This is a genomic window from Pseudomonas sp. S5D5 (genome assembly GCF_003013355.1).
Classification (GTDB): Bacteria; Pseudomonadota; Gammaproteobacteria; order Pseudomonadales; family Pseudomonadaceae; genus Aquipseudomonas; species Aquipseudomonas aylmerensis.
Genome location: NZ_PTEO01000001.1, coordinates 2,300,905 through 2,315,029 on the forward strand (window position 1 = coordinate 2,300,905; position 14,125 = coordinate 2,315,029).

The 14,125-nt window shown below is 65.9% G+C and carries 7 protein-coding genes and 1 pseudogene; 5 read left to right on the top strand and 3 right to left on the bottom strand.

What is annotated here, in order from left to right; genetic code table 11:
* Positions 1–3: 3 nt before the first annotated feature.
* From C9990_RS10880 to C9990_RS10890, 3 genes are all read left to right on the top strand, one after another.
* Positions 4–924 carry a LysR family transcriptional regulator gene (locus tag C9990_RS10880; RefSeq protein WP_106803283.1) on the top strand — a complete coding sequence of 307 codons (921 nt, stop codon included), beginning with the start codon at positions 4–6 and terminating at the stop codon, positions 922–924.
* On the top strand, positions 924–1,808 hold the full coding sequence (locus tag C9990_RS10885; RefSeq protein ID WP_106805627.1) for a LysR family transcriptional regulator: 885 nt from the start codon (positions 924–926) through the stop codon (positions 1,806–1,808). The genes C9990_RS10880 and C9990_RS10885 overlap by 1 nt, the downstream gene beginning before the upstream one ends.
* A 79-nt stretch (positions 1,809–1,887) precedes the next feature.
* Positions 1,888–2,820 (top strand): pyridoxamine 5'-phosphate oxidase family protein, encoded by a 933-nt coding sequence (locus tag C9990_RS10890; RefSeq protein ID WP_106803284.1) that lies wholly within the window; start codon positions 1,888–1,890, stop codon positions 2,818–2,820.
* A 25-nt stretch (positions 2,821–2,845) separates the two neighbouring features.
* On the opposite strand, the pseudogene C9990_RS10895 reads toward C9990_RS10890, so the two are convergent.
* Positions 2,846–3,271: pseudogene (locus C9990_RS10895) on the bottom strand (Sbal_3080 family lipoprotein); the annotation flags it as partial.
* A 224-nt stretch (positions 3,272–3,495) separates the two neighbouring features.
* On the opposite strand from C9990_RS10895, the gene C9990_RS10900 reads away from it, so the two are divergent.
* Positions 3,496–4,836 carry a sorbosone dehydrogenase family protein gene (locus C9990_RS10900; protein WP_106803285.1) on the top strand — a complete coding sequence of 447 codons (1,341 nt, stop codon included), beginning with the start codon at positions 3,496–3,498 and terminating at the stop codon, positions 4,834–4,836.
* 179 nt (positions 4,837–5,015) lie between these two features.
* On the opposite strand, the gene C9990_RS10905 is transcribed toward C9990_RS10900, so the two are convergent.
* Both C9990_RS10905 and C9990_RS10910 read right to left on the bottom strand, forming a co-directional pair.
* Entirely contained in the window at positions 5,016–6,590 is a 1,575-nt protein-coding gene (locus C9990_RS10905) for an efflux transporter outer membrane subunit (protein WP_157955065.1), read from the bottom strand.
* On the bottom strand, positions 6,590–7,384 hold the full coding sequence (locus C9990_RS10910; protein ID WP_106803287.1) for a helix-turn-helix transcriptional regulator: 795 nt from the start codon (positions 7,382–7,384) through the stop codon (positions 6,590–6,592). The genes C9990_RS10905 and C9990_RS10910 overlap by 1 nt, the downstream gene beginning before the upstream one ends.
* 479 nt (positions 7,385–7,863) lie before the next feature.
* Between C9990_RS10910 and C9990_RS10915 the strand changes: the two genes are divergently transcribed.
* Positions 7,864–14,121: a non-ribosomal peptide synthetase gene (locus C9990_RS10915; RefSeq protein WP_106803288.1), complete on the top strand. Its 6,258-nt coding sequence runs from the start codon at positions 7,864–7,866 to the stop codon at positions 14,119–14,121.
* Positions 14,122–14,125: the final 4 nt, after the last annotated feature.

Below are 14,125 nucleotides of genomic sequence, written 5' to 3' on the forward strand. Positions count from 1 at the left end.
TCGATGGACCGATTCCATGAAATGCAGGTGTTCCTGGCGGTGGCCGAGGAGGAGGGTTTTGCCGCCGCCGCGCGCCGCCTCAACACCTCGCCACCCAGCGTGACCCGCGCCATTGCCGCCATGGAAGCGCGGATCGGCACGCAGTTGCTCGCGCGCACTACCCGCAGCCTGCACCTGACGGAAGCCGGCCAGCGTTACCTGGAAGACTGTCGGCGCATCCTGGCTGAACTCGACGAGGCCGAGGAAGCGGCGGCGGGCAGTTATACGATTCCCTGCGGCCACCTGACGGTGACCGCGCCGGTGTTGTTTGGCGAGCTGTATGTCGCACCGGCGCTGGGGGAATATCTCGACCGTTTTGCGCAGGTGAGTATCAATGCGCTGCTGGTCGATCGCGTGGTCAACATGCTCGACGAAGGTGTCGACGTGGCCGTGCGCATCGGCCATCTGCAGGAGCCGGGGCAGCAGGCGATCAAGGTCGGTGAGGTGCGCCGCGTGGTGTGTGCGGCGCCGGCTTACCTGGAGCAGTACGGCCGGCCCCGGCACCCCTCGCAGTTGCGCGATGCGAAGATTGCGACCTCGTCCTCCAGTCAACTGGTCAGCGAATGGCGATTTGTCGAGGATGGCCAGCCACTGACCGTGCCGATTGAGCCGCGCCTGGTGGTGACGGCGAACAATGCGGCGATCAACCTGGCGAGGCAGGGCTGGGGCATGACGCGGGTGCTGTCCTATCAAGTCGCCGCAGCGGTGGCGGCCGGTGAGCTGGAGATTGTCCTCGAGGCTTTCGAGCCCGCGGCGCTGCCGATCCAGGTGGTGTTCCAGAAAAGCCCGCGAGTGCCGGCCAAGATCAACACTTTCGTGGATTTCCTCACCCACCGCCTGGGCCAGGACGCAGCCCTGAATCCGGCGATGAAGCGGCGCGGATGATGGAGCGATACCGCCATATGCAGCTGTTCGCCGCGCTGGCCGGGCACCCGAGCCTGGCCTCGGCGGCGCGCAGTGTCGCGGTGTCCGGCCCGACCCTGATGCGCGCGGTTGCCCGCCTGGAAGCCCGCCTGCGCGTGGCGTTGCTGGTGCGCAGTACACGCGGCGTCAGCCTGACCGAGGCAGGCCAGGCCTACCTGGCCGACTGCGTGCGCCTGCTTGCCGCCGTGGATGCTGCACAGGCTTCGGCCAAGGGCATGCACGATCAGGCCCAGGGTAATTTGCGCGTGTTCCTGCCGCTGCTCTTCAGTCGTTATGTGATGGCGCCCGTGTTGGCCGGTTATATGGATCGCTACCCCGACGTGCACCTGGTGGCGCACTACCACGACTATTACCCCAACCTGCACGAAGAGGGGCTGGACGTGGCGATTTTGGTGGGCGAGCTGCCCAGTTCATCCCTGGTTGCGCGACCGGTCGGGCACGCGCGGCCGATCCTGTGTGCCAGCCCCGGCTACCTCGCTGCCCATGGCGAGCCGCGGCACCCGGACGCGCTGAAGCAGCATCGACTGATCGCCAGCACCAACCCGGTCGATTGGGCCTTCAAAGGCGGCCCGCTCAAGGCGCGTGCGCGCTTGAGGTACACCACGGTGCAAGGCGCGATCAATGCGGCCGTGCAGGGGGCGGGGCTGATTCGCTGCCTGAGCTATCCCGTGCATGAGCACCTCCTCAGCGGCGAGCTGTGTCGTGTGCTGCCGGACTATGAGCCGCCGCCGTTGCCGGTGCACGTGGTGTACCGCGACGGCCGCCATGCGCCGATGCGCGTGCGCAGTTTTGTCGACCATTGCGTGGCGGCGCTGCGGGATCATCCGGCATTTCAGCTGGTGTAACAGTCGATTGCCCGGCGTGGGCATTCTCGTGTGGGGTGCCAGCGCGCACCATTGGCCTATCCACTCGGAGGTGAGCAGCATGAATCCCATCGAACGTTCCCCCTGGCATGCCGGCGAACGGTATCTGCAGCAGAGCGCCGGCGCCGCCGAGCGCATGGCCGTGGTCGGGCCCAAGGTGATCCGCGATCACTTGCCGGAGCAGCATCGGGACTTCTATCCCCTGTTGCCGTATCTGGTGCTCGGCGTGGTGGATGAACAAGGGCTTCCCTGGGCGACGATGATCGAAGCCGCGCCAGGGTTCGCGCATTCACCCGACCCGCAGACCTTGCAGATCGACAGCGTGCCATCCGTGAACGACCCCGCCCGTGCTGCGTTGCATCGCGGCGCCAGCGTGGGCGTGCTTGGCATCGACCTGAACACACGCCGACGCAACCGCCTGAATGGCCGGATCGGCAGCCTGGGGCACAAGGGTTTTTCGATCGAGGTGGTGCACACCTACGGCAACTGCCCCAAATACATCCAGCTACGGCCGGTGGTTGGCGTCGCACGTAGACCCGACACGCGGGTCGAGCGCCTCGACGGCCTGGATGCCGCGGCCCACGCAATGATCCGCAACGCCGACACGTTCTTCGTCGCCAGTTACGTCGACGTCGCCGGCGAACGCTCGGTGGACGTGTCCCATCGCGGCGGCTACCGCGGCTTTGTGCACATGGAAGGTAATCGGCTGACCATCCCCGACTTCGCCGGCAACCTATTCTTCAACACCCTGGGCAACCTGCACGTGAACCCGGTGGCGGGGTTGTTGTTCATCGATTTCGAATCGGGGGACGTCCTGCAGATCGCCGGGCGCACCTCGTTGATCCTCGACGGACCGCAAGTCGCCCGCTTCGAAGGCGCGCAACGCTTGTGGACCGTCACCGTGGAGCATCTGGTGCGGCGTCCGGCAGCCCTCGCGTTGAGGTGGCGCTTCGTGGAGTTCTCGCCGCACAGCCTGGCTATGGGAAATGGGTAGCCTGGGGATTGGCATAGGAGGCTGCAGGGAACAACTGGTTGGTCATCTCGATGATCTTGTTCTGTGCGCTGATGAACTTGTCCGGGCGCCCGCCACCCCAGGTCGCGTCATACAGCGCCTGGCCGACGCGGTGACCGTTTTCAAACACCTGGATGTCGGCAAAGGTCATGTACAGCGCAAAGTCCCAGCTCCAGGTGCCGATGTAGGTGGTCGACAGTGCACAGCTCGCGGGCGGACTGCCCGGCGGCAACTCGCGGGTCTGGAAACCCTTGCTGCGCAGCTGCGCGGTGTAGGTGCTGTTGAACCCGCTGCGCAGGCCTGCGGCGGGAATCATGCAGATTTCAGCGGATTGGGCAGGTGACAAGGCCACCGGGGTAACGGTCTGCGTAATGCTGCACCCCGAGAGGAAAAGGGCGGTCAGCACAACAGCGGAAGCAGATAGCGGGCGCATAGGGACTGTCCATGTCTTGAGTGGTGGCTTAATGATAGCTGATCCCTTGCAGGAGCCCGGCTTGCCGGCGAATGCATCAGGGTCGCTATCGCCAGCAAGCGCGATGGCCTTCGTGGGCTCAAGGTATTCGTGCCCTGCGGTTAAAACTCAATTGCGCCATCGCCGGTGTTTACCCCCGGGTCATCAGGCAATACTGCGTCGGGATTTTTCCCGAGGTTTCAAGCATGAACAACCCGAGCCGACTGGCACTCCTGATCACTGCTGCGGCGGTTCTGACTGCCTGTGGCGAATCGTCCAAGCTGCCCTTCGAGGCCGGTGTCGGCCCCACGCCCCAACTGCCGGAGCCCAGCACTTCGTTGATGCCCACGCTCAAGGTGTCCAAGGCCGTGGGCTGGCCCGAGCAGGTGCAGCCGCGTGCCCCCGAAGGCTTCACCGTCACCGCGCTGGCCGACCATCTCGACCACCCGCGTTGGGTCTACACCTTGCCCAACGGTGATGTGCTGGTCGCCGAAAGCAATCATCCGCCGATGCCAGAAGGCGCGACCGATGGAGGCACCGGCTTGATCGCCTGGGCCCGCCGCACCGCGATGGGCATCGTCATGGGCCGCGTCGGCGCGGATACGCCGAGCGCCAACCGCATCACCCTGCTGCGCGATGCCGATCACGATGGGCATGCCGAGGTGCGCAGCGAGTTCCTCACCGGCCTCGCGTCGCCCTTCGGCATGGCACTGGTGGGCGATGAGTTGTACATCGCCAATGCCGACGCGGTGGTCAAGGTGCCCTATACCCCCGGCCAGACGCACATCGACGCCACCCCGGTGCACGTCACTGACCTGCCGGCCGGCATCAACCACCACTGGACCAAAAACCTGCTGGCCAACCCGGAAGGCACGCGGCTCTACGTGACCGTGGGGTCCAACAGCAATGTCGGCGAAAACGGCCTCGACGCCGAAGCAGGCCGCGCGGCCATCTGGGAGCTGGACATCGCCAGCGGCGCGAAACGCCTGTTTGCCAGCGGCCTGCGCAACCCCAACGGCCTGGCGTGGAAACCCGGCTCCACACAGCTGTGGACGGTGGTCAACGAACGCGACGAAATCGGCAGCGACCTCGTACCCGACTACCTCACCTCGGTGCAGGACGGCGCTTTCTACGGCTGGCCGTGGAGCTACTACGGTGCCCACGTCGACATCCGCGTGCAGCCGCCACGCCCGGACAAAGTCGCCCAGGCCATCGCCCCCGACTACGCCCTCGGCACCCACGTCGCGCCGCTGGGCCTGACCTTTTCCGACGCCCGCAGCATGCCGGCGGCGTTTGCCGATGGCGTGTTCGTCGGCGAGCACGGCTCGTGGAACCGCAACCCGCAGGCGGGCTACAAAGTGGTGTTTATCGCCTTCAAGGACGGCCAGCCGACGGGCACACCGGTGGACTTCCTCACCGGCTTCCTCAATGCCGAGGGCGAAGCCCAGGGCCGTCCGGTGGGCGTGACCCTGGACGCGCAGGGCGCATTGCTGGTGGCGGATGATGTGGGGAATACGGTGTGGCGGGTGGTGCGGGACAAGCCTTGAGGCTGGGGTAACTGGTGCTCTGAAATCCCCATGTTTGATGGCAAGTAGGCTTCCCGGGGCAAGTGGGCTTCCTGAGGCAAAGAGGGGCCTTTCTTGTGGCGAGCGGGCTTGCCCCGCGTTGGGCTGCAAAGCGGCCCCAAATCAGACGCCGCGGTTCCCCAGGAAACACCGCGTCGATCTTACTGGGACTGCTGCGCAGCCCAACGCGGGGCAAGCCCGCTCGCCACAAAAAGGCCCGCGAAAACTGATCGAGGCTCACTACCTGGAGCATTGGCCGCTGGAGCGGGTGATGCAGGAGGCCAAGCGCCGGTTTTTCCTTCGCTATGCGCAGCAGACGCCGCGGGCGTATCGGCTGCGGCAGTCGGAATTGCGCTGACGTCCCAAGCGCCGCCCAGCGCCGTGTACAGGTTCACTTCGGCCACCAACTGCGCGAGCCGATCGATGATCAGCGCCTGCTGCGAACTGAACAGCGAACGCTGGGCATCGAGGAACGTCAGGTTGCTGTCCACGCCACTGCGGTAACGGTGTTGGGCCAGGTCGTAATAAGCCTGGTTGGCCGCGACGAAGTCGCGTTGGGCCGCGAGCTGGTCGGTGAACGTCTGGCGGGCGGCGAGGCCATCGGCGACTTCCTGGAAGGCGCTCTGGATGGATTTTTCGTACTGCGCCACGCTGATGTCTTTTTGCAGCTTGGCGTAGTCGAGGCTGGCGCGCAGGCTGCCGGCGTTGAAGATCGGCAGGTTGACCTGCGGCTGGAACGTCCAGGTGCCCGAGCCGCCCTTGAACAGCCCCGACAGTTCGGTGCTGGTGCTGCCGGCGTTGGCCGTGAGGGTGACCGACGGAAAGAACGCCGCGCGGGCTGCGCCGATATTGGCGTTGGCCGCCTGCAGCTGGTATTCGGCCTGGAGGATATCCGGACGGCGTTGCAGCAGATCGGACGGCAAGCCAGCGGGCAGGCGCGCCACCAGTTCGTCGGCGAGTGGGCGTGACGGCAGGTGTTCATCCACCGGGCTGCCCACCAGCAGCGTCAGGTTATTCAGGTCCTGGGCGACCTGGCGCGCGTAGCGGGCCACGCTGGCGCGGGTGCTGTCGACGCTGGTACGCGCCTGCACCACGTCCAGCGCCGAGGCCTTGCCGGCGATTTTACTGCGCCGGGTCAACTGCCAACTGTGCTCGTCGGCGGCCAGGGTTTGCTGGGCCAGGGCCAACAGTTCCTGGTCGGCGCGCCAGGTCAGGTAGGCATTCGCGACATTGGCCACCAGGCTCAGCTGCGTGCTGCGCCGCGCCTCTTCGGTGCCCAGGTAAGTCAGCATCGCCTGTTCGCTGAGGCTGCGCACACGGCCGAACAGGTCCAGCTCGTAGGCGCTGAGGCCCAGGGTGGCGGAGTAGTTCGAAGTGATCGCGGACTTGCCCGTACCGGTCACATCCCCCGGCAGTTGCTGGCGCTTGCCGGCACCGGTGGCGGACACGGCGGGGAACAGGTCGGCACGCTGGATGCGGTACTGCGCCTGGAAGGCTTCGACGTTCAGCGCGGCCACTCGTAGGTCGCGGTTATTGAGCAGCGCCGCGCCGATCAGTTGCTGCAGCGCCGGGTCGTGGAACATGCCGTGCCAGTCCGAGGTGGGCATGGCGCGGTAGACCCCACCCTGGGGGTACTGCGCCGGCACGGGAGACTCGGGCCGCTGGTACTCGGGGATCAGCGAGCAACCGCCCAGCATCCAGGCCAGGGCGAAGGTGATGAGCGCGGGTCGGTTCATCAGGCGCCGACCATCCATTTGGCCAGGCCGTGTCGGCCGCTCACACCAAGCTTGGCGGCGGCGCGCTTGAGGTAGGTTTCGATGGAGCTGTTTTTCACGCTGAGTTTTTCCGCCATCTGCGGCACGGTGCCGCCCGTCAACAGGCCGAGGCACACCTCCTGCTCGCGCGCCGACAAGGTGATGTCGCCCAGGGACAGGCGTTTGTAGAACGCGTGCTGCAACTGCGACTGCTCCAGCAGGGTGTGGGCCGGCTCCAGCGCGGGAGACGGCGCCTGGCGCAGGCTCTGGGCGTGGCACTCGATCAACGGCAGCAACGTGTCCGACAGGCACTTGAGAAACGACAGCTGCGCCAGGGAAAACCCGCGCTGGGTCGGTGGGCGGTAGAACGAAATCACGCAGCGTCGATTGCCCTGGCGTGACACCAAGTTGCACTGGTGCGAGGTGCCCCGTGGGTGCGCGCTGTCGGCCTTGGCCTTGAGCTGGATCAGTAACGGGTCCTGCATGCCGAGCATGTCGCGCAGCAGCGGGTGGTCGTTGATCGAGTGCAGGCTCAGGGGCGGCGGCAGGTCCTGGTTCTGGCCGGCACTGCCGAGCAATTTGATATCGAGCACGCGGTCGCGCAACTCGTCCAGGGTCCATTCACTGAGGTCCACCAGGTGGATCGGTACCCATTTGTCCACCAGGTGCAGCATGTGGGCAGCAAAATCCGCGTGCCCACAGTTGGCAATCAACTCGCCCATTTCGGCATAAAAATGCGTGCTTTGCGTGTTGGCAAAACTGCTCGTCAAACTCATAGCCATCTCATCCTTGATGTCGAAAACCGTCACAAACTCCCTGGGCCTCTACGGGGCGATCCGTTCTTCATGAAGCAGAGTCGGCACTCGAGCGTGTAGTTAGCCTGGGGATTCGTCCTACGTATGTAGCAGAAACGAGGGACACAACGTGCCATAAAAACATCGTCATTAATTCGACGTTTCTGACGGTCCATTCCGGCCGAGATAAATCGAAAATGGTTTTTAGAGTGAATTAACTATTTGATAAATAAGATAAAAATAATCCTTGAAAATCATTCCTGAAAAAATGACATCGGCCGGATATAGCCAATTTCCTACAGCCCTTTAATCGTTTCAGCAGTGAGCCATCAGTCAAGCCCGTTTCGCGCCTTCCGGCTGTCCGGGTTTCGGGTGTCAGAGGGCCTGCGGACCCCATGCTCAAATCCGGCCATTTCGCCGTCCCCGAGTGGCCAGCGCCTGATACCCATGAGAAGGATCTTATGAAGCATTCTCCCAGCTTCCCCCTCACCGCCGCCCAGCAGGACATCTGGCTCGACCAACTGCGCGCGGGCGATTCGCCGCTGTACAACATCGGCGGCTATGTCGACTTCGCGGGTGCGGTGGAGCCCGTGCTGATGCAGCGCGCCATCGAGCAGTTGGTAGCGCTGCACGATGCCTTGCGCACCCAACTGCACAGCGACGCCGACGGCTTGCCACGCCAGACCTTCGCCGCCAGCTTGACGCTGCACGTGCCCTTGCACGACCTGTGCGCCCATGCCGATCCGCAGGCGGCGGCCCAGGCCTTGATGCAGGCGCACATGGCCCGGCCCTATGCCTTGGACGGCGGGCCGCTGTGGCATTTTTTCCTGGTCAAGCTCGATGACCATCACTATCGCCTCGGTACCCAGGCCCACCACCTGATCCTCGACGGCTGGGGGTTCGGCCAGATGCTGCAATCGCTGGCGCAGCTGTACAGCGCGCTGGAGCAAGGCCGGCAGCCTGAGTGCCTGGCACCGTCCTATGGCGACTTTATCGAGGCCGACCAGCGCTACCACGCGTCCGCGCGCTACCCCCGCGACCGTGCCTATTGGCTCGACCGCTACCCGACCTTGCCCGAGCCACTGCTGGTGCCACGCCACGCCACGCCGACGGCCAGTCACACACTGGTCGAGCCGTTCCCGGTGGCGTTGCTGGACCGCATGGAGGCGGTGGCCAGCCGTTACCAGGCCTCGGCGTTCCATGTGCTGCTGGCGACGCTGTATGTGTATTTCACCCGCGCCTACCAGCGCGATGAGTGGGTGGTGGGACTGCCGATTCTCAACCGTTCCAACGCGGCTTTTCGCGCCACGGTCGGCTTGTTCACCCAGGTCAGCGCGGTGCGTTTCAGCTTCAGCGAACAGCTGACGTTCGGCGCGCTGGTGCGCGGTGTGCGGGATCAGCTCCAGCAGGATTTTCGCCACCAGCGTTTTCCCCTGAGCGAGATGAACCGCGAACTCGGCCTGCGCCGCAGCGATCGCGGCCAGCTGTTTGATCTGTCGGTATCGTTCGAACAGGACGACCACGATCTGCGCTTCGGCCAGGTCCAGGCGCGTGCCGTCAAAGTCTCCAACCACCATGAAGCGCTGCCCCTCGCCATCCACTTGCGCAGCAACCGCTGCCAGGCCACCGCGAGCCTGCATTGCGTGTACCACCAGGCTTACTTCCAGCACGACGAAGTGCAGGCGCTGGCACGACGTTTTAGCTGGCTGCTGGAACAAGGCCTGGCGGACACCGCGCAGCCGATCGGCGAGTTTTCCCTGCTCACGCCTGCCGAGCACGCCCAGTTGCAACGCTTCAATGCCACCGCGCAGCCCAGTGCCGAACCGTACACGCTGCACACCCGTATCGAAGCGCAGGCCGCGCGCGCACCGGACGCCGTCGCCGTGGTGCAGCAGGGCCGGCAACTGACCTACGCCCAGCTCGATCAACAGGCCAACGCCCTGGCCCATCAGTTGCTCGAACATGGGGTGCAGCCGGATGATCGCGTGGCGATCCTGGCGCGGCGCAGCCCGGACACGCTGGTGGCACTCCTGGCGATCCTCAAGTCCGGCGCCTGCTACGTGCCGGTGGACCCCGCGCATCCGGCGGAACGCTTGCATTACCTGCTGCACGACAGCGCGCCGGTGGTGGTGCTGACCCAGCACGGGCTGCTGGCGCGCCTGCCGGCGCTGGACGTGCCGGTAGTCCTGCTGGATCGCCCGGCCTCTCACCGGGCCGGCAATCCGCGCGTAGCGGTCAGCGCGGCGAACCTCGCCTATGTGATCTACACCTCCGGTTCCACCGGGTTGCCCAAGGGCGTGATGGTCGAGCACCGCACCGTGGCCAATCTGGTCGACTGGCACTGCCGGGCCTTCGACCTGAACGCCGGCAGCCACACCGCCAGCGTCGCCGGCTTCGGGTTTGATGCGATGGCCTGGGAAGTCTGGCCGGCCTTGTGCGTCGGCGCGACGCTGCACCTGCCACCGGCCCACGATGGCGCGGAGGACATCGACGCGCTGCTGCACTGGTGGCGCGCCCAGCCGTTGCAGGTGGGGTTTCTGCCGACGCCGGTGGCCGAATACGCCTTCAGCCAGCAGCAGGGCCATCCGACCCTGCGCACCTTGCTGGTCGGCGGCGACCGCCTGCGCAGCTTCAACCAGGCGCAGACCTTCGAGGTCATCAACAACTACGGCCCCACGGAAGCCACGGTGGTCGCGACGTCCGGCCGGGTGGAGGCGGGCCAGCCCGTGCATATCGGTGCGCCTGTCGCGAATGCCCGCGTCTACCTGCTGGACGCCCGGCAGCGCCCGGTGCCGATTGGCGCAGTGGGGGAGTTGTACGTCGGCGGCCGGGGCGTGGCGCGTGGTTACCTGAATCGCCCCGAACTGAACGCCGAGCGCTTTCTCGATGATCCTTTCAATGCTGGCCGGATGTACCGCACCGGCGACCTCGCGCGCTGGCTGCCCGACGGCAACCTTGAGTACCTGGGGCGCAATGACGACCAGGTGAAAATCCGTGGCGTGCGCATCGAACTGGGGGAAATCGAAGCGGCGCTGGTCACCCATCCGGCGGTCAAGGACGCGGTGGTGCAGTACCGTGAAGGGCAACTGCTGGCGTGGTTTATCCCGCAGCATGCGATTGCGCCCGAAGCCCTGCGCACCCATCTGCACGCCTCGCTGCCGGACTACATGTTGCCCGTGGCCTATGTGCAGTTGGACGCGCTGCCCCTGACCAGCAACGGCAAGCTGGATCGCAAGGCGCTGCCGACACCGACCCAGGCAGCCTTTGTCACGCGCCTGTTCGAGGCCCCGCGTGCAGGCGTGGAAACCACCCTGGCGCAGCTCTGGGCCGAGCTGTTGCAGGTGCAGCAGGTGGGTCGGCATGACCACTTTTTTGAACTTGGCGGGCACTCGTTGCTGGCGGTGCAACTGGTGCAACGCATGCGCCAGGTGGGGCTGCAGGCCGATGTACAGGTGCTGTTCGGCCAGCCGACCCTGGCCGCGCTGGCGGCCGTGAGTGAAGGTCGCGATGAGCCGGTACCGGCCAATCGGGTGCCGGCGGATTGCCTGCGCATCACCCCGCAGTTACTGGTCCTGGCCGAGCTGGATCCGCCGAGCATCGAGCGCATTGTCGCCGGCGTCCCCGGTGGCGCCGCCAATGTGCAGGAGATCTATCCGCTGGCGCCGTTGCAGGAAGGCTTGCTCTACCACCACCTCACCGACGAGCGCGATCCCTATCAGCAACACGCGTTGTTCAGCTTCGCGCGCCGCGACCAGTTGGACGCCTTCGCGCAGGCGCTGCAACAGGTGATCAACCGCCACGATATCCTGCGCACCAGCCTCGCGTGGGACGCCCTGGAGCAGCCGATGCAGGTGGTGTGGCGCCATGCGCAATTGCACGTCGAACCGCTGCGCGAACCGGCTGAACCGCTCGACTTGCGCCAGGCCCCGCTGATGGCCCTGGACTACGCCGAAGAGCCCCAGCACCAGCGCTGGATCGCGCGCCTGCGGTTTCATCACCTGATCAACGACGCCGCCTCGACCGCCGTGCTGGTGGATGAAATTCGCGCTCACTTGCTCGGTGAGCAGGCCCAACTACCGCCATCGGTACCGTATCGCAACGTGGTGGCGCAGGCCCGCGTGCCAGCGCGCCAGGCCGCCCACGAGGCGTTCTTTCGCGAGCGCCTGGCCGCTGTGGATGAACCGACCCTGGCCTTCGGTGTGCAGGCGCGCCAGGCGGATCGTAAGCACATCGACGCCTTCGAACAGCCGGTCGGCGATGCCCTTAACCAGCGCCTCAGGGCCCAGGCGCGTGCGCTTGGGGTCAGCGCCGCCGGTCTGTTCCACCTGGCCTGGGCCCAGGTGCTCAGCCGCGTGGCCGGCCGCGAGGATGTGGTGTTCGGCACCGTCTTGCTCGGCCGCCTGCAAGCGGGCGAGGGCGCCGACCGCGCCCTGGGCATGTTCATCAATACCCTGCCGCTGCGCCTGCGCCTGGCCGGGCAGACAGTCATCGAGGCCGTGCACGACACCCATCGGCAACTCAGTGCCTTGCTGGCCCACGAACATGCCTCGCTCGCCCTGGCCCAGCGTTGCAGCGGTACGACACCGTTGTTCAACAGCTTGCTCAACTACCGCCACACCGGCGCCGACCCACAGCCGAAACTGGTCCCCGGCATCGCCTTGCTCAGCAGCGAAGACATCCTCAGCTACCCGTTGATGCTCACCGTGGACGATACCGCCAGTGGCTTCCAACTCAAGGCCAAGGCGCCGCGCCAGGTCGGCGCCGAGCGCTTGCTGGGCTACCTCGACAGCGCATTGGACGGCTTGGCGGCGGCGTTGGAGCACGCCCCGCAAACGCCGTTGCGCGAGGTGCAAGTGGTGCCCGCCCACGAGTTGCAGACATTGCTGGTGGGCTTCAATGCCACCGCCAGCGACTACCCCGACACCCTTACCGTGCAAGCATTGTTTGAAGCCCACGCGCGGCAAATCCCGCATGCCATTGCGGTGCAGGCCGGCGAGCAGCACCTGACTTATCGACAGCTCAACGAACGCGCCAACCAGCTTGCCTACGCTCTGCGCGAGCGCGGCGTGCAGCCGGATTCGCGGGTGGCGCTGTGCGTCGAGCGCGGGCTGGACCTGGTGGTCGGCTTGCTGGCGATCCTCAAGGCCGGTGGCGCCTACGTGCCGCTGGATCCGGGCTACCCGCGCGAGCGCCTGGCCTACATGCTGCACGACAGCCAGCCAGTGGCGTTGCTGGTGCACGCCGCCACACGCGAGGTGATGGGTGACGTGACAATCCCGGTGATCGACTTCGACCGCTGCGCCTGGAGCCAGGCGCCGGACGGCAATCCACGGGTACCGGGCCTGAGTGTCGCCAACCTCGCGTATGTGATGTACACCTCGGGCTCCACCGGTACGCCCAAGGGGGTGATGATCGAACACCGTGGCCTGGGCAACCTGCTGCACTGGGGCTCGCAGCTGTGCCCGAATGCCGAGGGCGGCGCGGTGTTGCAGCGCGCGCCCTTCAGCTTCGATGGCTCGGTGTGGGAGCTGTTCTGGCCGCTGGCCAACGGCATGCGCCTGGTGCTGGCGCGGCCCGATGGGCATCGCGAGCCGGCGTACCTGGCGCAGGTGATTCGCGAGCAGCGGATCACCGTGATCAAGTTCGTGCCGGCGATGCTGCAGCAGTTCCTCGAACTGCAAGAATCCGCCCTGTGCACCAGCCTCACCGACGTGCTGTGTGGCGGCGGCGAACTCACTGAAGCCCTGGCGCGTGGCGTGCAGGCGCGTTTGCCCCAGGTGCGCTTGCATAACGTCTACGGCCCCACCGAAGCCACGGTGGACAGCAGCGCGTGGACCCTGGCCCCCGGCGCACCCGTGCCCGCGCGGCAACTGCCGATCGGCCGCGCGATCAGCAACACCCGCCTGTATGTGCTGGACGAGCACGATGCGCCGGTGCCGCTGGGCGTCAGCGGCCAGTTGCATATTGGCGGCGTCGGTGTTGCGCGCGGCTACCTGGGCCTGGAGCAAATGACCGCCGAGCGCTTTATCGACAGCCCGTTCGTGGCCGGTGACCGCTTGTATCGCACCGGCGACCTGGTGCGCTATTTGCCCGATGGCAACCTTGAATTCCTCGGGCGCAATGACTTCCAGGTCAAGCTGCGCGGCGTGCGCCTGGAGCTGGGGGAGATCGAGTCGCGCCTGCTGGCGCATCCGGCGTTGCGCGAAGTGGCGGTGTTGATCCGGGATGAACGCTTGGTGGCGTACTTCACCGTGCGCGCCGAGCCGCCGAGCCTGCAGGCATTGCGCGCGCATATGCTGGAGCAATTGCCGGAGGTCATGGTGCCGGCTGCGTTTGTGCAACTCGACACCTTGCCACTCAACCCGGCCGGCAAACTCGACCGCAAGGCGCTGCCGGAGCCAGGGATGGAGGCGGTGGTCAGTCGCGCTTACGAGGCTCCACTGGGCGAGGTGGAAACCTTAATGTCGGGCATCTGGGCCGAGGTGTTGAAGCTGGAGCGGGTAGGGCGCCACGATCATTTCTTCGAGCTGGGCGGGCATTCATTGCTGGCGGTGAACCTGGTGGCGCGCCTGCGCAAGGCCGGGTTGGCAGTCGATGCGCGGACGCTGTTCAGCCACCCGACCCTGGCGCAGCTGGCCGCCGCCACCGTGATCCCGGTGCAACGCGTGGAAGCGCCGCCCACGGCCATCCCCCACCTCAACCGCCGCCGTCGACTCTGACCCA

Bases quoted from the DNA above. Each gene is read 5' to 3' on its own strand.
- C9990_RS10900 (WP_106803285.1), top strand. From the start codon at position 3,496: ATGAACAACCCGAGCCGACTGGCACTCCTGATCACTGCTGCGGCGGTT.
- C9990_RS10910 (WP_106803287.1), bottom strand. From the start codon at position 7,384: ATGAGTTTGACGAGCAGTTTTGCCAACACGCAAAGCACGCATTTTTAT.
- C9990_RS10915 (WP_106803288.1), top strand. From the start codon at position 7,864: ATGAAGCATTCTCCCAGCTTCCCCCTCACCGCCGCCCAGCAGGACATC.
- C9990_RS10885 (WP_106805627.1), top strand. From the start codon at position 924: ATGGAGCGATACCGCCATATGCAGCTGTTCGCCGCGCTGGCCGGGCAC.
- C9990_RS10880 (WP_106803283.1), top strand. From the start codon at position 4: ATGGACCGATTCCATGAAATGCAGGTGTTCCTGGCGGTGGCCGAGGAG.
- C9990_RS10890 (WP_106803284.1), top strand. From the start codon at position 1,888: ATGAATCCCATCGAACGTTCCCCCTGGCATGCCGGCGAACGGTATCTG.
- C9990_RS10905 (WP_157955065.1), bottom strand. From the start codon at position 6,590: ATGAACCGACCCGCGCTCATCACCTTCGCCCTGGCCTGGATGCTGGGC.